This is a genomic window from Geobacter sp. PheSNFMC (assembly GCF_059620965.1).
The window spans coordinates 1-20,985 of the sequence record NZ_JCAMRN010000031.1 but is presented as its reverse complement, the minus strand read 5'-3'; the positions used below and the strand labels follow the sequence as shown (position 1 = coordinate 20,985).

Sequence of the window (20,985 nt, the reverse complement as noted above, 5' to 3'; positions counted from 1 at the left end):
TGCCGGTCTGGGTTTCAGGGAGTGCGCAGGTCCCCGGCCCCGGTTCCGGGGTGCCGATCCTCCACCTTGAAACTGCTCATCCCCCGCTCAAGGACCTCCAATTGGCGGGACAGCCGCGAAACCGCATCGTCCATCATCCGCGCCGAGCCGAGGTTGGTCGAGGTCGACTCCTGGATGTCTTCCACGGCGCGGATGATCTGGTCGCTGCCCCGCGACTGCTCGTCGCAGGCCCGCTTGATCTGCTGGATCATGTCGGTGATGTTCTCGGTGGAACGGGCGATGAACGAGCCCACCTTGCTCTGCTCACGGGTGGAGATCCTGACCTGGGAGGTAAGCCCCTTCATCCGCTCCGCGGCGGCCATGATCATGTCGCTCCCCTTGCCCTGCTCACGGGTGGCGCTGGCCACCTGGGCGATCATGTCTGAAACCCGCTCCATGGCGCTGCGGATCATCTGGCTTCCCTTGGCCTGTTCCATGGTGGCCCGGGCAATGCTCTCCACCTGGGTCGTGGCCCCCTGGACGCCGGAAACGATCTTGGCCAGGGCCTCGCCCGATTTATGGGACAGGGCCTCGCCGTCGGCGATGCTCTTTTCGGCCAGGTCGATGGCCTCCACGGCCCGGGCGGTTTCGTCCTGGACCCCTTTGATCAGTTGGGCGATCTCGCGGGTGGAACTGGTGGTCCGCTCGGCCAGTTCCTTGATCTCGTCGGCCACAACGGCGAATCCCTTGCCGTGTTCGCCCGCCTGGGCCGCGATGATGGCGGCGTTCAGGGCCAGCAGGTTGGTCTGCTCGGCCACCTCGTCGATGACCGACAGAATCGCGCCGATGTCGGTGGCCCTGACGGAAAGGGTTTCGATCACTTCCGAGGTGATCCGGGAAGAACGCTTGATCTCGTGGATACCGGCAATGGTCGCTTCAACCGAGGCCTTGCCCATTTCCGCATCCCGCCGCACCTCTTCGGAAATGGCAGCGGTCTCCATGGCGTTTTTCTCCACCTGCCTGATCGAGCTGTCCATCTCGGCCACGGACGAGGCAGTGGTGGTGGTCACATCCTGGAGGCTCACGACGCTGTTGGCGATCTGCTTGATGGACGCGGCCATCTCCATCACCGAAGAGCTCACCTCCTCAACGGCCTGGGCCAGGGAGTCCACGTTCACGGCCACCTCTTCGATGCTGGCGGCCATTTCAAGGATCGACGACGAGGTTTCCGAGGCGGAAAGGGAGAGGCCGTCGACGCCGCGGGACACCTCTTTGATGGAGGTATTGATCTGGGCAACGGCCGACGAAGTCAGGGACACCCCCTCGGCCTGGACTTCCGCCGCAGCCATGACCCGGCGCGAAGCCTCGAAGATGTTGGCGGAAATCTGCCCCACCTCCACCAGGGAGTGGTTCACCTTCCGGACCAGCTCTCCCAGCATTTCCAGCATGATGTTGAAGTCCCGGCCGAGCAGCGACAGCTCGTCCGTGGCACTGGTGGTCACCCGGACGGTCAGGTCCCCCTCCGCCCCCTTGTTCAGCGCCTTGACCATCATGTTCACCCGCCGGATGATGTTGCGGGTGGCCACGACGCCGAAGACGAAGGCCAGCACGGCAGCCCCGATGATGACGATGACGAAGGTGATGCTGACCGAAGCCCGGATCTGGCGCGTTTCCTGCCCCACCGCCTGCATCAGCCCCTTGACCGTCTCGATGAGGTCATCGATGTCGCGGGCAACGAATTCGCTCGCCCCGGACAGTTCGGAGATGAGCCGGGACTCAACGAGCGCCGAAGGGGACTCCGAGCCGCTCAGGACCCCTGCCTTGTAGGCGATGATCTTGTCCGCCACCTTTTCATACTCGCTCCAGGTCTCCATGAGCGCCTTGGCGTGCTCTTCCATGACGGTATCGACGGCGCCCAGCCGGATGCCCAGGGCCGGGTCACCCTTGCGCAGCGCATTGCTGTAGCGCCTGAAGATGTCCCGGTTCTTGTGGTAGGACTCCACGTTCGTCGCCATGGTCTTGGCATCCACGTGCCCCATCATCGCTTCCAGCAGGGCGACGCGGCTGGTGCGCTCGGCGGCCTGGAGCTGCAACGCCAGCTTCTGCTGGTCCGCACGGGTCTGCATGAGATCCGAAACCCGGCTCCCGACCATCCCGATGGAGCGGATGCCGATAAATCCTGTGACAGCGACGATGACGGCCATGATGGCAAAGGAGCCGATGAGCCGGTAACCGAGTTTCATTTCCTTGAACATGGCGGAGAACTCCGAAGGGACACGTAGAGGTGATGGATTCTGATATATCAGAGGGGTGTCCGCATTATCAAGCGAAAAGGAGGCGCCACGCCGGTGATGCGTGACGCCGCATGGGGTGCACGATCAGCGCCGGAGGCTGTTGATGGCTCCTGTGAATCCTTTAAGGATCTCTGCGGGACGGTACCGCTGCGGTACTGAAAAAGTGCCCGTCGAGCTCACCGGCACCAGCCTGGCCCCCAGGGGAGTCTCGACCTCCAGCGCCCCGGTCAGCCGGTAGGGAATCGCGGCCGGGTCCGGATGCCGCTTGAGAATCTCCATGACAGAGCGGAAGGGGACGCGGAAAGGAAGGCGCACATCGGTAGTGGCGGTGCCGGGGAATTCGATGCGCCGTCGGTCTCCCCCCGTGGTCAGGGGGAGAGCCAGCACCTGGAGATCATAGCTGTACCCGGTCAGCGTCAGGGCAAAGGAGTTGTTATTGGTCACGCCGAGAAGCAGCTCGATATCGACCCCGTCCGCTCCGATGCGGGTCACTGCCACATCCTTGACCGCGACCCGCGGTTCGGAGAGGAACAGGGAGCAGCCCGAAAGAAAGAGCAGCATGAATGAGGCAAACACTACCTGTTTCACGGGAAAGCCACTCCTGTCATGAAGCCTGCTCCACTTCGATGCGGAGCTCCTGGGCCCGCACCGGAAGCGACGGCTCCAGTTCACGGAGGATCTCTCTCCGGTAGCGGCGCCGCTTGATCTCGTAGGCATCGGCCTCGGGGCCGACGCCACAGTAAAGTTTCTTGGCACGGACAAGGTCGCCGTTTGCCATGTCGAGCTTGCTGTAGAGCTCCCGCACGGCGGCTTCGGCGCACTTCTCGTCGTCCTGCATCTCCTCGGGCCGGTAACCGTGGCTGGCGGCGCGGTACGGCATCAACTGCCACACGCCGAGCGCCCCTTTGGGCGAGACTGCCTTGGCATTGAATCCGAGGGAACCGGTTTCCGAGAGGGCTATTTCCGCCAGGTCGAGCGGCATGAGGTCGGTGCCGAGGGTTTTCAGGTAGCAGAGGGCTGCGAGCTTGTGGGCGCGCTCAGGGGTCGTCCTCTTGGCGAAGACGACTGCGATGGCCCGGGCCTGGCGCTGTCGTTCATCATACTCGACGCCTTGCTCCATGAGCCTGCGGACCTCCAGATCGGTCGCGGCGGCGAAGTGTGCCGTCGGACCGGCTTCCTTGCGAAGTCCGCTCTGGTTGCAGGAGACGCTGAAGAGCATCGTTCCTGCCAATACTAGTATCATCTTTTTCATAGTGGTTTTTTGGTCGGGGTACGCAGCTTTGCCGGACGGTCCGAAGTACGGGCGGTGATCAGTGGGAACGGCTCCGGCTGAAACCTCCTTTCAGTAAATTTCGGCCTCGCCCCGGACAGCGGGCGGGACCAAACGGGGACGGCAACGGGGCCGCCCGATGGCTATGGACAGGTTGGTCAATGAATGAGAACCGTTGCAGAAACGGCAAAAGGACCCCTGTGGGGTCCTTTCCCTGTGCCTGTTCTATTTTACAGGCGAAATAAGTTATAAGTTAAAACAGTTTGCCTTGTCAAGCTTTTTTCTGAGATTCGCCTCTACTTTCAATATGTTACACTGCATTTTCAGCGAATTTCCCCCGGATATCGAGCACCTAAAAGCATACCCCCATGGCATCGGCCACGGTATGAATATCCTTGTCCCCCCGGCCCGAGAGGCAGACCACGATGGTCTGCTCCTTCGGCAGCGTCGGCGCCAGCTTCACCACGTGGGCGATGGCGTGGGACGACTCCAGTGCCGGCATGATCCCCTCCTCGCGGGTAAGGAGCGTGAAGGCCGCCAGGGCCTCCTCATCCGTAACCGACACGTACTCGGCCCGGCCCGCATCCTTGAGCCAGGCATGCTCCGGGCCGACGCCGGGGTAGTCGAGACCCGCGGATATGGAGTGGGCATTGGCGATCTGGCCGAACTCGTCCTGAAGCAGGTAGGTCTTGTTGCCGTGGAGGACCCCGACGCTCCCCGCGCACAGGGGCGCCGCGTGGGCGCCGGAGGCGATGCCGTGGCCCGCCGCCTCCACCCCCACCATCCGCACTTCGCGGTCATTGAGGAACGGATAGAAGAGCCCCAGGGCGTTGCTGCCGCCGCCGACGCAGGCCACCAGCACATCCGGCAGCCGCCCCTCGACCTTCCTGTGCTGGGCCTTGGCCTCCCGGCCGATGACCGCCTGGAAGTCGCGCACCATGGCCGGATAGGGGTGGGGCCCCGCCACGGTGCCGATCACGTAGAAGGTGTTGTGGATGTAGGTCACCCAGTTGCGCAGGGCCTCGTTCATGGCGTCCTTCAGGGTGGCGGTCCCGGCGGTCACCGGCGTGACCGTGGCGCCCAGGAGCTTCATCCGGAAGACGTTCAGGGCCTGGCGCCGGATATCCTCCTCCCCCATGAAGACTTCGCACTCCATGCCGAACAGGGCCGCGATGGTGGCCGTGGCCACCCCGTGCTGCCCCGCGCCGGTCTCGGCGATGACCCGCTTCTTCCCCATCCTTTTGGCCAGGAGCCCCTGGCCGATGGTGTTGTTCACCTTGTGGGCGCCGGTGTGGTTCAGGTCCTCGCGCTTGAGGTAAATCTTCGCGCCCCCGAGCTTTTGCGTGAGCTTTTCGGCGAAATAGAGCGGATTGGGCCGCCCCACGTACTGGCGGAGGTAGTAGTCGAACTCCTCCTTGAACTCGCGGTCGTGCCGGTAGTGGTTGTAGGCCTGCTCCAGCTCCAGCAGGGCCGGCATGAGGGTTTCCGGCACGTAGCGGCCGCCGAACTGGCCGAAGTGGCCCTGCCTGTCGGGTAATTTCATATATCCTCCAGTGGTTGTATTCGTGTAGTGGTCACGGTGGCTGATAGCCGGAAACCGAGGCCGACCATTCTCGCACATCAGGGCAAGCCCCATCAAGGGGCAGTGATCATTGTAAACCGGTCGTCAAGGATATCCGCCAGGAGCGGCCGCACATCCTGCCAGGCCAGGCCGCCCCCGCCGCAGCCGGGACGTGGGACGATGACGCGGGGCCACCCTTCCCGGTCGGCAAACGCCCGCAGTTCCGCGGCGGAGCGCCGGATCAGCCGCAGGTCTGGATTCGCCCACGGGCTCTCCTCCACGGGAAAGCTGACGAGTCCGTCGCCGATGGCGTGGACATGGTTTCCCCCTTCGGACAGCACAGCACCGAGCCGGGCCGGCAGATCAGGGAAGCGCTCCCGAGCCTGCCGGGCACAGCCGCGCCCCAGAACGGCCTCCCCCTTCTTTGTCAGGTGGCCGTTGGTGGTGATGCAGATAATTGCGGTGCCGAGGTGGTCCCAGATGTTGCCGGTTGTTTCCTTCATTGGGGGGCCTTATAAGAGTTGGGCATCACTGCTCAAGATTTCCCCAGCGAAGAAAGAAGGCGAAGAATGGATCAGTAATATGCAATTTTTTCTCGTCTTCCTCAAAGTCTATGACAGGAGTTGAGCTTTGATCAGTTGCAGCTATTGTGGCCATATGCTTGAGGACCCGAGCGACTTCGTGCAATTGCGGAATCTGGGCGCCAGAGACGTCTCGAATCGCAGTCCTCAGTTCCTCGTACTCAAGTGTCACAAGTCCTGGCCGTAAATGCGCCAGGCCGTGCAAAACTAGTTGATAAATGTCTACAGTTTTGCCGTTTTTCAGCTCTCGCTGTAAACGGTCAGTCCGCTGACGTGGCCCCCGAGCAAGTTTTTCAAATATTGGCCTTCCTATGGTCTCGGCTACGTCTTGAAAAATGTTTTCAGCTTGAACTTTGGTAATTTCAAGATGTTGAACCTCTTTTTTGGACTCCACCCGCAGCAACTTGCTTATCCCTCGGCAAAAATCCTGCATCAAGTGAGGACTACCTATAGCTTCAGAAGAAAGTCGGCTGTTGAAGGCAGAAGGCACCTGACAATTTAAGAGATTGAATCCAACATTTGGGATGTATTCGAGTTCGTCTGACGTCCATGTAGGGATATCGATAGGTGAAATACGACCAGTCATTTCCTTTTCAACTTTCAGGGCATCATAACGTCGGTGGGGTATTGCTATGATCACTACGGGCAGGCCATCAAATATAAGGGGCTTCAATGCGCGTACGATGCTTCCCTGCATATCCCGAGGGATGTAGTGAAAGTCATCCACAACGAGTGGAATATGGGAAGAACGCAGGCCATTGAGGGCAACTACACGGGAGGAAATCGTGCGACTGCTCGCAACAGTTGTACCACGAGTCTTTTCGAGTTCAGCGCTTATCTCTCCTGATCCTTTTGCTAGAAATAAATTGGCTTCAGCTGTTCCCTTGCCACCTATTTTACTAGCTGTTTCGCTACTGTCTTCCTTCTCTACAGATTGAAATAGTTGTAATTGTTCAATTATCACCTGCCAAAAATCATCTTCCTGTGACACAATACCTCCATCTATCCATATACTCTCTTCAGGAGGTAGAACTTTTCTTGCTAGGACCGTCTTCCCTGACTTTGTTTGACCAGTGACCGTAACCAGTTTGCAGAGGTTATCTTTGACCTCGGCCAATTTTTCTTCCAAGTTCAAATCAACCCTTGGATTATACGTATGTCGCGGAAATCCACCTGGGACAAAAATATCTTGATACCGTAGCATTACTGTCCTCCATTCTTACTAAGTAGTGCACAAATTACATGACATGGATAAATTGGGTCAAAACTTCAGAGTCAGGTCTACACTTTGACAAACATTCCGACGCGCCCCTTATCTTCTATAGCCATACAAGAAAAGGGGATGGAAATCCTTCCGCCCCCTTTTCCGATTGACTGACTGTCTCTGACTACCACCCCTTCGCCCGTCGAATGAACTCCCGCACCTTCGCCCCATCCTTCCGGCCGGGCGCGCTTTCCACGCCGCCCGAGACGTCCACGGCATAGGGCTTCACCGTTTCCACCGCTTCCCGCACGTTGTCGGGGGTGAGTCCCCCGGCGAGGATGAGCGGGCCGAACGCCTTTGCCGCAGCTGCGATGTCCCAGTTGAAGGTGAGGCCGGTGCCGCCGTAGGCCTTGGGGGAATAGGCATCCAGCAGGTGGGCCGCCACGCGGTAGTGCCGGATCGGGTCGAGGCTGGTGATGTCCTTCACCCTGAAGGCCTTGATCACCCGACGCTCCACGGCGGCGCAGAACTCGGGCGGCTCGTCGCCGTGGAGCTGGACCAGATCGAGACGGCAGCGGGCGGCCGTGTCGTTGACGAATGCCAGGGGACGGTTCACGAAGAGCCCCACGGTCTGGATAAACGGCGGGAGCCCGGCGATGATGCCGGCGGCCTGTTCGGGCGTCACGTGGCGGGGCGATTCGTCGTGAAAAACGAAGCCCAGGGCGTCGGCCCCGGCCTCCACCGCCACGAGGGCATCCTCAAGGGATGTTATGCCGCAGATCTTGACGCGGACCATCCGTTCACAGTTCCACCTTGGGCAGTTTGGCCAGGGACTCCCGGATCATCTCCTCGGGGTATTCGACGTCTTCCAGGCCGCCGGAGAGGTAGGCGTCGTAGGCCACCATGTCCAGTTGGCCGTGGCCCGAGAGGCAGAAGAGAATGGTCTTTTCCTTCCCCTCCTCCTTGGCGATGACTGCCTCGTCAATGGCGGCCCGCACCGCGTGGGACGATTCGGGGGCCGGCACGATCCCCTCGTGCCGGGCAAAGAGGTGGGCTGCCTCGAAACAGGCGGTCTGGCGGTACGACTTGGCCTCGATGAGGCCGGCATGGTGGAGCTGCGACACCAGGGGCGACTCGCCGTGGTAGCGCAGCCCGCCGGCGTGGATACCGGGCGGCATGAAGTCGTGCCCCAGGGTGTACATCATGGCGATGGGGGCCATCTTGGCGGTGTCGCCGTAGTCGAAGGCGTAGATCCCCTTGGTCAGGGTCGGGCACGAGGCGGGCTCCACGGCCAGGCAGCGGACGTTCTTGCCGGCTGCCCGGTCGGCCAGGAACGGGAAGGCCGTGCCGGCAAAGTTGGAGCCGCCGCCGCAGCAGGCGATGACCACGTCGGGGTAGTCGCCGGCCAGGGCCAGTTGTTCCCTGGCCTCCTGGCCGATGATGGTCTGGTGGAGGCAGACGTGGTTCAGGACGCTGCCCAGGGCATAGTTGGTGTCGGCCCGGGAGGCGGCATCCTCAACCGCCTCGGAGATGGCGATGCCGAGGCTGCCGTTGCTGTCCGGGTCGTGGGCCAGGATGGAGCGCCCGGCGTTGGTGAACTCGGACGGCGACGGGATCACGTTGGCCCCCCAGAGCTGCATCATGCTCTTGCGGTACGGCTTCTGGGTGCACGACACCTTGACCATGTAGACCGTGCACTCGAGCCCGAACATGGAGCAGGCCAGGGCCAGGGAACTCCCCCACTGCCCGGCGCCGGTCTCGGTGGCCAGGCGCCGGATGCCGGCCTGCCTGTTGTACCAGGCCTGGGGAATGGCGGTGTTGGGCTTGTGCGAGCCGGCCGGGGACACCCCTTCGTACTTGTAGTAGATCTTGGCCGGGGTGCCGAGGGCCTGCTCCAGCCGGTGGGCACGGTAGAGGGGGGACGGCCGCCAGAGCCGGTAGATCTCCCGCACCTCTTCCGGGATCGGGATCCACCGTTCGCCCGAAACCTCCTGCTCGATGATGGCCATGGGGAAGATGGGGAGGAGGTCGTCGGGGGTCACCGGCTGAAGGTTCCGGGGGTTGATGACCGGCGCCAGGGGGCCGGGCATGTCGGGGATGATGTTGTACCAGTGGGTCGGGATGCGGCTTTCGTCCAGCACTATTTTAGTTTGCATCGGATCTCCTTTGCGATGGCGTCTGTCTGATCGTGGGGGTCACTGAACTACCCCAGAAGTTCCCGCAACGTGGCCCCGATATCCTCCTCCCGCATGAGGGACTCGCCGATGAGGAAGCCGTGGGCGCCGGCAGCCTGGAGGCGGAGGATGTCGTCGCGGCTGGTGATGCCGCTCTCGGCCACCACGAACCGGTCGGCGGGGATCATGGGGATGAGCCGCTCGGTGGTGCCCAGGTCGGTGACAAAGGTGCGGAGGTTGCGGTTGTTGATCCCGATCAGGGTGCAGCTCGACGCAAGGGCCGTCTCCAGCTCCTGCTCGTCGTGGACCTCCAGCAGCACGTCGAGATACTGCTCCCGGGCAAACCCGGCCAGATCCTCGATCTGCGCCGGTTCCAGCATGGCGGCGATGAGGAGGATGGCGTCGGCACCGGCGGCGCGGGCCTCGTACACCTGATAGGGGTCGAACAGGAAATCCTTGCGCAGCAGCGGCAGCCGCACCTGTTCCCGGATCAGGGCCAGATAGCGGAGGTTGCCCAGGAAGAACTGCTCGTCGGTCAGGACCGAGAGGCAGGCGGCGCCGTTCTGCTCGTAGGTCTCGGCGATCTCCAGGGGATCGAAGTCGGGGCGGATGACCCCCTTGGAGGGGGACCCTTTCTTCACCTCGGCGATGACGGCGGTCCAGCCGGAGGCGTGGCAGTCCCGCAGGGCACGTTCGAAGCCGCGGGGCTGGTCCTCCAGGTCCGCGATGCGGGCCTTCACCTCGGCCAGGGGAGAGGCGGAGCGGGCCGCGGCCACTTCGCCCCGCTTGTGCTCGACGATCTTCTTCAGGATATCGGGGGTATCGGTCATGGGTTTACTCGTTGGTCAGGGTGATGAGTTCTTCCAGCTTTGCCAGGGCACGGCCCGAGTCGATGGCCTCGGCGGCGATGCGGACCCCTTCGGCCGGGTCAACGGCCTTGCCGGCGGCCACCAGGCCGTAGGCGGCGTTCAGGAGCACCACGTCGCGGCGCGGCCCCTTCGCTCCTTCAAGGATGCCGCGGACGATGCGGGCATTGCCGGCCGCGTCGCCGCCGCGAAGCTCTCCGGGGGGACAGAAGGCGAACCCGAACTCCTCGGGCGTGATGGTCCGCACCGACACCCCCTCCCGGGTCACCTCGGCGAGGCGGGTTTCGCGGGTGAGGGTGATCTCGTCCATGCCGTCCATGCCGTGGACCACGAAGCCCCGGCGGCAGCCCAGCTTGTGAAGGACGCGGGCCAGGGGCTCCACCAGTTCCTCCCGGTAGACGCCCAGCACCTGGCAGTCGGCGCCGGCCGGGTTGGTGAGGGGGCCGAGGATGTTGAAGATGGTCCGGATGCCGATCTCCTTGCGGGGGCCGATGGCGTGCTTCATGGCGCCGTGCAGGGCCGGGGCGAAGAGGAAGCCGATGCCGATCTTCGCAATGGCGTGCTCCACGGTCTCCGGGGTCACGTCCAGGTTGACGCCCAGGGACTCCAGCACGTCGGCGCTGCCGCAGGCCGACGACACGGCCCGGTTGCCGTGCTTGGCCACCTTGACCCCGCAGGACGCCACCACGAAGGCGACGGTGGTGGAGATGTTGAAGGTGTTGGTGCCGTCCCCGCCGGTGCCCACCACGTCCAGGATCGTTTCCTGGTCGATGTTGATGTCGTCCCGGTCGATATCGAGGACCCCCTTGCCGACCCGGATGGGGGTGGCCCGATCCCGCATGACGCGGGCCGCGCCGGTGATCTCCTCCACCGTCTCACCCTTCATCCGCAGGGCGGTGATAAAGGCCGCGATCTGGGCCGGGGTCGCCCCGCCGGACATGATCTGGTCCATCACCTCGATCATTTCCGCTTCCGTGAGGTCGATGCGCTCGACAACCTTGGCGATTGCTTTTTTGATCATTGTACCTTCCTCGTGAAACGTGGATTTCGTGCAAGGTCAAGGCGTCCGGGAAAAGCCAGCGCAGGCGTATCGATCAGTACGTCGAGCATGTCTTTCCGCAGGACAACGCGGAGATTGCGGAAAAGCCGCGTTTCACTTCGTCATCTCCAGGAAATTACGGAGCAGGTCCATCCCCCCCTCGGTGAGGATCGACTCGGGGTGGAACTGGACCCCCCAGACCGGCAGGTCCCGGTGGGCGAGGCCCATGATCTCCCCCTCATCCACCCAGGCGGTGATCTCCAGGCAGTCCGGGAAGCTGGCCCGCTCTACCACCAGGGAGTGGTACCGGGTGGCATTGAAGGGGTTGGGCAGCCCCCGGAACAGCCCCTGTCCGTTGTGATGAATCGGGGAGGTCTTGCCGTGCATCAGGGTGGAACTGCGGACCACCGTGCCGCCGAAGGCCGCGCCGATGGACTGGTGCCCCAGACAGACGCCCAGGATCGGAATCTTCCCGGCAAAATGCCGGATGGCGGCGACCGATATCCCGGCCTCCTCGGGGGAGCAGGGTCCGGGGGAGATGACCAGGCGCCGGGGCGCCAGGGCCTCGATCTCATCCAGGGTAATGCCGTCGTTGCGGAAGACCCGCACATCCTCGCCCAACTCGCCGAAGTACTGGACGATATTGAAGGTGAAGGAGTCGTAGTTGTCGATCATCAGGAGCATGAATCAGATAACCTCAGGCGGCAAGATCGGTAATATCGACGATGGCGTGTCGCGACCGGGCATCTTCCACTATCTTTTCGATTCTGGCGGCGGTGGCGTCGTCAATCCAGTCGGCACCGCATTGTGAGCACACGGTGGCCGGGACATTCCTGACCACGACCACGCCAAAACCCAGGTCAGCCGTAAACGTCGTCTTTCCTGCTTCCATGTCCCCGCCGCATAACGGGCAGACGCCAGTATTTTCGCTCATCATGGCAACCTCCGGGTCTTGAAATCCGCCTCGAAATGCCGTGAATCAGGCCGATACACGGTTATCACGTAGCAACTCCCCGACGTTTCATCATAGGCCGCGACCACGTGGAGCGGGTCGCCGGCAGGGAATCCGAGTACCAGAATGCTCGGCAGGGGTTTATCTTTCTCGTACACCTCAATGACATCACCGTCACTGAGACAGGTCAATACCATTTGTCGGGAAATGCCGCGCTCAAGCATCCTGGTCAAAGCGTGTCGTTGCCACGATATCTTTCCCAAGACAACGGCCTGTTGCAGCTTTCTCGCGTCCATAACCGGCTAATCCAACCCCTTTTCCGCCGTCTCGATGGCCTTCACCACGGCCATGGCCTTGTTGACCGTCTCCTGGTACTCGGAGGCCGGGTCAGAGTCGGCCACGATGCCGGCCCCGGCCTGGAGGTGCACCATGCCGTCGCGGATGACGAGGGTGCGGATGGCAATGGCCAGGTCCATGGTGCCGGAGAAGGAGAAGTAGCCCACGGCTCCGCCGTAGACTTCCCGGCGCACCGGCTCCAGCTCGTCGATGATCTCCATGGCCCGCACCTTGGGGGCGCCGGAGAGGGTGCCGGCCGGGAAGGTGGCCCGCACCACGTCGAAGGCGTCCCTCCCCTCGGCCAGTTCGCCCTGGACGTTGGAAACGATGTGCATCACGTGGGAATAGCGCTCGATCACCATGAGCTCCGACACCTTCACGGTGCCGGTGCGGCAGACCCGCCCCAGGTCGTTGCGCCCCAGGTCCACGAGCATCACGTGCTCGGCCCGCTCCTTGGGGTCGGCCAGGAGTTCCTCGGCCAGTTGCTCGTCCCGCTCGGGCGTGGCGCCCCGGGGACGGGTGCCGGCGATGGGGCGAAGCTCCACGCGGCTCCCCTCCCGGCGCACCATGACTTCGGGCGAAGCGCCGACCACCAGGGTATCGTCCAGGCGGAGGAAAAACATGTAGGGCGACGGGTTCAGGGTCCGCAATACCCGGTAGATGTCGAGGGGATCCACGGTGAGCTCGCCGGAAAAGCGCTGGGACAGGACCACCTGGATGATGTCGCCGGCCCGGACGTACTCCTTGGCCCGTTCCACGGCATCCTCGAACGCCTCCCGGGTGACGTTGGAAGAAAAGGAGACCTTCCGGGCCGCGGCCGCGGCGGGCTGGGCCGGAAGCGGCGCCTTGAGCCGGGCGATGATCCCCTCGATCCGGGCAACGGCGTCGGCATAGGCCGCTTCGACGGAAACGCCCTCGTCCAGGTGGGCATTGGAAACCACTGTGATCTTCTGGCGCATGTTGTCGAAAATCACGATGGTGTCGGTGATGAGGAAGCAGGAGTCCCAGGCGCCGATCACGGCGGGTTTGTCCGTGGGAAGCCGCTCGAAGTGGCGGACCATGTCGTAGCCGAGGTACCCCACGGCGCCGCCGAAGAAGCGGGGAAGCCCGGGGATCTCCACGGGCCGGAACCGGGCCAGGAAATCGCGGACAAAGCCGAGGGGGTCGTCCGTCGTCACTGCACGGGTCTCGCCGTTGGTGATGATCTCGACGGTGTTGCCCCGGCTGCGGATGACCGTGGAAGGACTGGCGCCGAGAAAGGTATAGCGGGCCCACTTTTCGCCCCCCTCGATACTCTCCAGGAGAAACGCGTAGCGGCCGTCGTCGAGCTTGCGGAAGGCGCTGACCGGGGTGTCCATGTCGGCCATGATCTCGCGGCAGACAGGAATCAGGTTGCCCCGGGCGCCCAGGGCGCGGAAGGTATCCACATCGGGGAAATACACAGGGAGGCTCCGGAACGGGTCGGCACGGGAGGTGGAACGGAAAAAAGACCCTTTTTAGAATGGGTTAAACTAGCACGGTATACGGCGGAGTGTCAAGAAAGGGCGCAGGAGGAAAAGGTACGGACCGGGCGTCAGGTGGGGCATCGACTCCAGGAAAGAGTTGGACTCCAACAAGCCGCCGGGGGCATTGGCATAGCCGTGCCCGCCCGCCGGTCGACCGGCGCAGTGGCGCCGCCACGGTCCGCATCGGCAATGGGGCGCCTCGCTTCTCAGTGCTCACCCTTTAGGGATCTGCTCCATGCTGCCCCCCTCGGACTGCCCCAGGGTGAAATACACGGTTGCCCCCTTGCCCACCTCGCCCTCGGCCCAGACGCGGCCACCGTGGCGCTGGACGATCCGCAGGACCGTGGCGAGCCCGATGCCGGTCCCCTCGAAATCCTCGGCCCGATGGAGCCGCTGGAACGGGCGGAACAGCTTGTCCACGTAGCGCATGTCAAAACCGGCGCCATTGTCGCTGACAAAGATGGCCCGGGTGCCGCCGATGTCGGTCGCGCCGACCCGGATGTGGGCCTCCTCGTTTTTCGCCGTGTACTTCCAGGCATTGTCCACGAGGTTGGCAAGGGCGACGCGCAGAAGCGTCGGGTCCCCCTCCGCCGTGATTCCGTCTTCGATCTCGAAGGAAACCCGCCGCTCCGGCCAGCTCTCTTGGTGCTCCCGGGCCAGCTCCCGTCCTATCCGGCTCAGGTTCACCCGCTCCCGCCTCATGATCTCGCGGGAAACGCGGGACAGATCCAGGAGGTCGTCGATGAGCTGGCCCATGCGCCGGGCCGCGCTCCTGATCCGTTCCAGGTACATCTTTCCGTCGTCGGGAAGAACGTCGCCGCACTCATCCATCAGCGCCAGGCCGAACCCGTTTATGTGGCGCAAGGGCGCCCGGAGGTCGTGGGATACCGAATAGCTGAACGATTCCAGTTCGCGGTTGGCTGCCTCCAGCAGGGCAGTCCGCTCGCGCACCCGCTCCTCCAGCTCCGCATTGAGCTGACGAATCCTCAGTTCCGCCTGCTTGCGCTCGGTAATCTCCCGCAGCACCGCCTGGACGGCCGGCTTGCCCTGATGGGTGTAGGGGATGCCCACCACTTCCACGTCAACCACGGTTCCGTCCAGGCGAATGACCTGCTGCTCGCACAGCGGCACCGGACTGTGTTCCTGGTAGAGCAGCTTGATCCGCTCGGCAACCACCTGGCGGCTGTCGGGATGGACGAAATCCGTGATCTCCCGCCCCAGGAGCTGAGCGGCGGTGTCCGCACCGTACAGGCGCAGGGCCGCCGGGTTGGCGAACACGTAACGCCCCTCGCAATGGATGACGATGGCATCGGGCGCGGATTCCACGAGCTGGCGGTAGCGTTCCTCGCTTTCCACCAGCCGGTCCTGGCTCGACTGGTATTCGTCAAGCTGCTGGCGCAGCTCCTCTTCGGTCATGGCCAGCTCTTCGTTGCGCTCCTTCAGTTCGCTTTCCCGCGTTTTGACTGCGTCGGCCATGGAGCGGAATCCGCCCCCCAGTTCGTCTATTTCGCGGAAGCTGCGAGGCAGAGGCACAACGTCATAGTTGCCGTGGGCGATCTGCCGGGCGCTGGCCATAAGCGCCGTGACCGGACGGAAGATCACCGACCTCCCCGCCAGGGCCAGCAGCGAAGCCAGCACGATGGTCGACAGGGTGGCGATCCGGAAAATCATCTCGATCTCGTTCACCGGGGCCAGTGCCGTGGCCAGGGGGACCTCGACGATGACGAGCCAGCCCGTCCCCGGAATCTGCACCACGCTGCCGAGGTGGCTCTCGCCGTTCACCATGTAGGTATGGGTGCCGGCCTTGCCCGCCAGCCCCTCGCGGACGATGTCGAGCCCGCCCAGGTCGGTCTGCCGTCGGACCAGGGAGTAATCCGGATGGCCGATGACCTTGCCGTACCTGCTGACGATGATGACCGTCCCCTTGTCGTCGGGGTTTGCATGGGCGGAGATGTCGCTCAGCACCCTGAGCCCGAGGGTGCCGACCACGACCCCCTCCCCGGCCGGCGCAGCGAACATGACCGCCGGATCTCCGGAAACGGACGACAGGAACACCTTGGACCGGCTCAACTCCCCTGTGGTGCGCGTTTCCAGGAAGATCGGCAGCCTGGAGAAATCCATGCCGAGGTAATCGCCGGCCGAGCCCTTTGCATTGCGCGCAAGTGCAACGTTCACGACCCTGCCGGTGCGGTCGAGCAGGAAAAGCGATTCGAAGAGACCGGTGGAACTGATCTCTTCCGCAAGTTCGACAGACTGGCTGGCCAGGTCCTTATCATCCTCCAGAACCTTGCCGATGTGCTCGATGAAGTTGGACGGTTCCCGCAGGCTGCTCTCCACCTCCCGCGCGACCGACCGCGCCAGGGTGAGGTTGCTTGCCCCCACGTGATGCAGAAGGTCGCCGCGCTGGACCGACCGCGCGACCAGGCCCACGGTGAGCACCGGCACCACCGCAACCACGAGCAGGGCAACCAGCAGAGCCGTCTTGAAGCTTATCCTCCGGTTCACGGCACCTCCACCCGCCGGAACGCTCCCTGACGCACGGTCATCAGGAACGGCTTCCGGTCGGCATCGCCGAAACGGTCAATGGTGAACTCGCCCTGAAGGCCGGGGAAGGTGCCGATGCCGAGGATGGCCCCCTTGAGGTCCCCGGCGGTGCGGGCAGACGCGAACGCCTTGCCGATCACCCGCACCGCCTGGTATGCATAGACAGCGCCGAAGTCGGGAATCTGGCCGAAGCGTGCGTCAAAGGATCGGCAGAAGGTCACATAGGGGGTGGAGTCGTCATCGCGGATGAAGTTCTGGCAGTAGACGATCCCCTCCACGGCGGAACCGCCGTGCACGAGGAGCTCGGGCGTGCTGGACCATTCGGTGGCGAACAGGGCCATGGCGGTGTCGAGCTTGCGGATCTGCTGGCAGAACATGGCGGAATCCACGGCACCGGCCAGGATGAGAACCCCCTGCGGCTTCTTTGCCAGGAGCGTTCTGGCCACGGACAGGTAATCGGTCTGGCCGGACGCATCGAAGGAGACCGCCGGCGCGACAGTGCCGCCCAGCGACTCGAACTGCCGGGTGAACGCCTGCCGCCAGTCGTCGGTGTAGGAGCGGTTGGAAAGGTCGTACACCACGGCCAGCCGGGACAGCCCCAGGCTCTTGCGGGCATATTCGGCCAACTGCCGGATCTTCTGGGCATTGGTGGGATAGATGCGGAGGAAGTTGTCGTCCCTGCCGCTGAGCTCGCCCGTGCTCACGGTGGGGCTTACCATGATCACCCGCGAATTGTTGACGATGGGCACCGTTACCACGGCCATGGAACTGGTCATGGGACCGACGATGGCGGTGACGCCGGCCGCGATCAGTTCGCGCACGGCGGTCTGCGCGCTCTCGGCCTTGCCCTCGTCGTCGCGGACCACCAGTTTCAGGCGCTTTCCGTTGATACCGCCTGCCCGGTTGATCTCCTCCACGGCAAAAATGGTGCCGTCGCGGCCGGCAACGCCCAGATCGGAATGGCGGCCGCTGAGGGTGCCCAGATAGCCGATTTTCAAAGAGTCGTCGCGTCGGCATCCCGACATGGTCGAAACCATGACAGCCGCACACACGAGCAAGGCAGCCGGGCGCAGGGCGAAAAGCCGCGTAACGGGCCTGATTACCATGGGAATCGTTCCTCCGTGGACGAATGTCCTCAACACGGCTACGCATGTCCCTGTCGAGCAACTCCCGATGGTCTGCAAACAGTGTTCCACACCCCACAGGTTACGCCCCGGAACCGTAAACGCCATCCCGTTGCATCATCCCCCTTGAAATTCGTTGCGGCGATGATTAGGTTAATGACCACGCGCACACCACACCCCAAAGGAGATCACCATCCCCATGAGCAAGACCGTCAAGAAATTCGAAACCGAAGTCCAGCAGCTCCTGGACCTCGTGATCCACTCCCTCTACTCCAACAAGGACATCTTCCTGCGGGAGCTCATCTCCAACGCCTCCGACGCCATCGACAAGGTCCTCTTCGAGTCCCACCAGAACGCGGCGGTCATCGAGGGCGAGCCCGAAGGAAAGATCAAGCTGATCCCCGACAAAGAGGCCGGCACCATCACCATCCGCGACAACGGGGTCGGCATGACCCTGGAGGAAGTGGAGAAGAACATCGGCACCATCGCCCATTCGGGCACCAAGGCATTCCTGGCCAACCTGAAGGAGCAGAACGTGGCCGACCACCCGGAGCTGATCGGCCAGTTCGGGGTCGGCTTCTACGCCTCGTTCATGGTGGCCGACCGGGTCACCCTCCTCACCCGCCGGGCCGGCCACGACAAGGCTGCCGGGGTCCGCTGGGAGTCCACCGGCGACGGCACCTACACCGTGGAGGAATGCGCCAAAGAGACCCGCGGCACCGAGATCACCCTCCACCTGAAGGAAGAGATGAAGGAATACCTGGACGAGTGGAAGATCCGCTCCATCGTCCGCAAGTACTCCGACTACGTCCAGTACCCCATCGTCATGGACGTGACCCGCACCGAAGTGCCCAAGGGGGTAAACGGCGAAGAGATCGAAGGGGCCGGCACCATCGAGAAGACCGAGGAGGAAACCCTCAACTCCATGAAGGCCATCTGGACCCGCTCCAAGAGCGAGGTGACCGAGGATGAGTACGAGGAGTTCTACAAGCACGTCTCCCACGACTTTGAAAAGCCGCTGAAAACCATCCACTACTCGGCCGAGGGGACCAGCGAGTTCAAGGCCCTCCTCTACCTGCCGGCCCACAAGCCCTTCGATCTCTTCATGCCCGAGCGCAAGAAAGGGGTGCAGCTCTACGTGCGCCGGGTCTTCATCACCGACTCCTGCGAACAGCTCATCCCCGACTACCTCCGCTTCGTCAAGGGGGTGGTGGACTCCAGCGACCTGCCCCTCAACGTCTCCCGTGAGATCCTGCAGGAAGACGTGCAGATCAAGCGGATCCAGAAGAGCCTCGTCGGGAAGATCCTCTCCACCCTCTCCGAGATGCGCGAGAAGGAAGCCGACGACTACCTGGCCTTCTACAAGGAGTTCGGCCCGGTCCTTAAGGAAGGGGTCCACTTCGACTACGCCAACCGGGACAAACTCCAGGAACTGCTCCTGTTCGAGAGCACCGCCACCGACGCGGGTTCGTTCGTCTCCCTCAAGGAATACCAGGAGCGGATGCCCGAGGGGCAAGAAGAGATCTACTTCATCACCGGCACCAGCCGGACGGCCCTGGAGCAGTCGCCCCACCTGGAAATCTTCCGCAAGAAGGGGTACGAAGTCCTGTTCCTGACCGATCCGGTGGACGAATGGGTGGTGCAGGGGCTGCCGGAATACGGCGGCAAGAAGCTCAAGGCCGTTGACCGGGGCGACGTGATCCCCGCCACCGAGGAAGAGAAGAAGGAGCAGGAAGCCAAGCGGGAAGAGGCGGCAAAGCAGTACGGCGACCTCCTCTCCTTCGTGAAGGAGAAGCTGGCCGAGCGGGTGAAAGAGGTGCGGCTCTCCAACCGCCTCACCGACAGCGCCTGCTGCCTGGTTGCCGACGAGCACGGCCTCAACGCCAACATGGAGCGGATTCTCCGGGCCATGAACCAGACCGTGCCCGAGTCCAAGCGGATCCTGGAACTTAATCCGGACCACCCCATCATGCAGGTCATGGCCACCCTCTTCGGCAAGGACAAGAGCAACCCGCGCCTGGCCGACTACTGCGACCTCCTCTACGACCAGGCCCTGCTCACCGAAGGATCGCCCATCGCCGACCCGCTCCGGTTCACCCGGCTCGTGGCCGAGCTGATGGTGGCGGACGGCAAGGCCGCCGCGGGGGAATAGGCCGGCAGGCCCCCCCTCCCCCCGCGCAGTACTCGAGCACCAATCCATTCCTGATTCCCGCCAAGGGGAGCCGAAGCATCGGCTCCCCTTTTTTTCGTTTCTATAACCGTTGATCGCCGCGTTTTATCAGGATTTTCCTGGCTTGACAGGGTGAGTGCGCGCTGAGATAGTTTCGGTGCGGGTGTTCATTAACTACTTTGAAGTAAAACGTAATGTGGGAGGTGTCCGGAATTTCTCCCGGGGCCGAAGGGGAAGGTAATTAAGTATGATGTCCCCGGAATTTTCGACCCGGAATTTTCGACCTGCGTCTGGTAACTTTCAAATGGCTCGCCGTAACACTGAGCTTCCTTATTGCTTGCTTCTTCAGCGTCATCCATGGTGAGGCCCAAGCCGAAGATTTTATGGCCCGCCATCTTGGCGATTACGGCAACGTCACCGTCATGGAGGTAAACGGCAATTACAACGAATACAACGTCGATGGCACCATAAACGCCGTACCGCGCCAGGTAATTGCGAAGGAGTTCTTCAGGACCCACAATGACGACTACGATTTTCTCGTCATCTTTACCAATTTCGATTTCACTATTACTTCCGATACGGTGGCTTTCTACCTCCAGGTAAAGAATGACATCCGTGGCATTGGCCTGGATATTTTCGATAACTCCGATCTGTACGGAAGCGCGGGAAAGCTGCAGGGCACCATCGATATGGGGAATATCGCGAAAATTGCTTCTGATCCCCTCTCCCCCGACTTTGAATTCACCCTTGAAACCCTTAGCCACGAGATGCTGCATCGTTGGGGGGCATACGTTAAATTCAAGGATCAGGCCGGCACTATAAGCACAGCGCTTCTCGGAAAAGACGACGCGCACTGGAGTTTCCTCCTCGACACAAAAGGGTCGCTGGAGTACGGCAACCCTTATAAGGCCCCGGTCTGTCAAGGGCAAAAATAGGCCCTGACGATTTTGAATCGCTTTTTTACATGAATCGGATCAGCAGTTTCCCTGTTCTGACTTCATTTCTAAATAATCAGAGTCAGGAACCTTTGCCAGGAGGAAAGGTCCTGCACCAAACACTTATCGAGGTTCACACCGCTGCGAGTGCTTCATCGCAGCGGCTGCGAAGGCATCTCCTTCGCGACCTGGAAACTCTTCCGTACCCTCAGCCGTCCCACTCAAAGCGTCGGGATTGAACCTGACGGAGCATCGCAGTTGTTGCCGGGCTCAGGCGAGGGGCAGAACACACTGAAACCGCAGGAAATCGATCCATGTATGTAAGGAGCGGGACGGAGCTCTAATCCAAGCGACAGGGATGCCGGGGCACTGGCATATCGACCGGTACGCGTTCGAAGACGCACCTATCATGTATCACGGTCGTGTTCATGCTCGCCCCATATGGCTCCAG

At 62.4% G+C, this 20,985-nt stretch carries 18 protein-coding genes; 2 read left to right on the top strand and 16 right to left on the bottom strand.

Going from position 1 to position 20,985, the window contains the following annotated elements; genetic code table 11:
* Positions 1-14 precede the first annotated feature (14 nt).
* The 16 genes from AC6CDK_RS08670 to AC6CDK_RS08595 form a co-directional block, all read right to left on the bottom strand.
* The gene (locus tag AC6CDK_RS08670) at positions 15-2,234 is read right to left on the bottom strand and encodes a methyl-accepting chemotaxis protein (protein ID WP_052269386.1); all 2,220 of its coding nucleotides are present in this window, start codon (positions 2,232-2,234) and stop codon (positions 15-17) included.
* 123 nt (positions 2,235-2,357) lie between these two features.
* Positions 2,358-2,861 carry an LEA/WHy family protein gene (locus AC6CDK_RS08665; RefSeq protein ID WP_039643629.1) on the bottom strand — a complete coding sequence of 168 codons (504 nt, stop codon included), beginning with the start codon at positions 2,859-2,861 and terminating at the stop codon, positions 2,358-2,360.
* Positions 2,862-2,877: 16 nt separating this feature from the next.
* Positions 2,878-3,525: a transglycosylase SLT domain-containing protein gene (locus tag AC6CDK_RS08660; RefSeq protein ID WP_039643627.1), complete on the bottom strand. Its 648-nt coding sequence runs from the start codon at positions 3,523-3,525 to the stop codon at positions 2,878-2,880.
* Positions 3,526-3,895: 370 nt separating this feature from the next.
* Positions 3,896-5,086 (bottom strand): tryptophan synthase subunit beta, encoded by a 1,191-nt coding sequence (gene trpB, locus AC6CDK_RS08655; RefSeq protein WP_039643625.1) that lies wholly within the window; start codon positions 5,084-5,086, stop codon positions 3,896-3,898.
* Between the two features lie 92 nt (positions 5,087-5,178).
* Entirely contained in the window at positions 5,179-5,607 is a 429-nt protein-coding gene (locus AC6CDK_RS08650; RefSeq protein ID WP_192905396.1) for a macro domain-containing protein, read from the bottom strand.
* A gap of 25 nt (positions 5,608-5,632) precedes the next feature.
* The gene (locus AC6CDK_RS08645) at positions 5,633-6,889 is read right to left on the bottom strand and encodes an ATP-binding protein (RefSeq protein WP_192905395.1); all 1,257 of its coding nucleotides are present in this window, start codon (positions 6,887-6,889) and stop codon (positions 5,633-5,635) included.
* A 184-nt stretch (positions 6,890-7,073) separates the two neighbouring features.
* Positions 7,074-7,685, bottom strand: a complete 612-nt coding sequence (locus AC6CDK_RS08640; protein WP_192905394.1) for a phosphoribosylanthranilate isomerase — start codon at positions 7,683-7,685, stop codon at positions 7,074-7,076.
* A gap of 4 nt (positions 7,686-7,689) precedes the next feature.
* On the bottom strand, positions 7,690-9,045 hold the full coding sequence (locus AC6CDK_RS08635) for a TrpB-like pyridoxal phosphate-dependent enzyme (RefSeq protein WP_192905393.1): 1,356 nt from the start codon (positions 9,043-9,045) through the stop codon (positions 7,690-7,692).
* 47 nt (positions 9,046-9,092) lie between these two features.
* On the bottom strand, positions 9,093-9,893 hold the full coding sequence (gene trpC, locus AC6CDK_RS08630) for an indole-3-glycerol phosphate synthase TrpC (RefSeq protein WP_039643619.1): 801 nt from the start codon (positions 9,891-9,893) through the stop codon (positions 9,093-9,095).
* Positions 9,894-9,897: 4 nt separating this feature from the next.
* Positions 9,898-10,950, bottom strand: a complete 1,053-nt coding sequence (gene trpD / locus AC6CDK_RS08625; protein WP_039643617.1) for an anthranilate phosphoribosyltransferase — start codon at positions 10,948-10,950, stop codon at positions 9,898-9,900.
* A 132-nt stretch (positions 10,951-11,082) separates the two neighbouring features.
* Positions 11,083-11,652, bottom strand: coding sequence for an anthranilate synthase component II (locus tag AC6CDK_RS08620; protein ID WP_192905392.1), 570 nt, complete (start codon positions 11,650-11,652; stop codon positions 11,083-11,085).
* 13 nt (positions 11,653-11,665) lie between these two features.
* A complete protein-coding gene (locus AC6CDK_RS08615; RefSeq protein ID WP_201132278.1) occupies positions 11,666-11,905 on the bottom strand; it encodes a type II toxin-antitoxin system MqsA family antitoxin in 240 nt (79 codons plus the stop codon).
* Positions 11,902-12,216, bottom strand: a complete 315-nt coding sequence (locus tag AC6CDK_RS08610; RefSeq protein ID WP_039643613.1) for a DUF4258 domain-containing protein — start codon at positions 12,214-12,216, stop codon at positions 11,902-11,904. The genes AC6CDK_RS08615 and AC6CDK_RS08610 overlap by 4 nt, the downstream gene beginning before the upstream one ends.
* A 6-nt stretch (positions 12,217-12,222) precedes the next feature.
* Entirely contained in the window at positions 12,223-13,698 is a 1,476-nt protein-coding gene (gene trpE, locus AC6CDK_RS08605; RefSeq protein ID WP_039643611.1) for an anthranilate synthase component I, read from the bottom strand.
* Between the two features lie 276 nt (positions 13,699-13,974).
* Positions 13,975-16,266 (bottom strand): sensor histidine kinase, encoded by a 2,292-nt coding sequence (locus AC6CDK_RS08600; RefSeq protein ID WP_192905391.1) that lies wholly within the window; start codon positions 16,264-16,266, stop codon positions 13,975-13,977.
* A complete protein-coding gene (locus AC6CDK_RS08595; RefSeq protein WP_192905390.1) occupies positions 16,263-17,411 on the bottom strand; it encodes an ABC transporter substrate-binding protein in 1,149 nt (382 codons plus the stop codon). The genes AC6CDK_RS08600 and AC6CDK_RS08595 overlap by 4 nt, the downstream gene beginning before the upstream one ends.
* 217 nt (positions 17,412-17,628) lie before the next feature.
* Between AC6CDK_RS08595 and htpG the strand changes: the two genes are divergently transcribed.
* Complete coding sequence (htpG, locus tag AC6CDK_RS08590; protein ID WP_192905389.1) at positions 17,629-19,581, top strand: molecular chaperone HtpG; 1,953 nt, start codon at positions 17,629-17,631, stop codon at positions 19,579-19,581.
* Positions 19,582-19,982: 401 nt separating this feature from the next.
* On the top strand, positions 19,983-20,534 hold the full coding sequence (locus AC6CDK_RS08585) for a hypothetical protein (protein WP_192905388.1): 552 nt from the start codon (positions 19,983-19,985) through the stop codon (positions 20,532-20,534).
* Positions 20,535-20,985 lie beyond the last annotated feature (451 nt).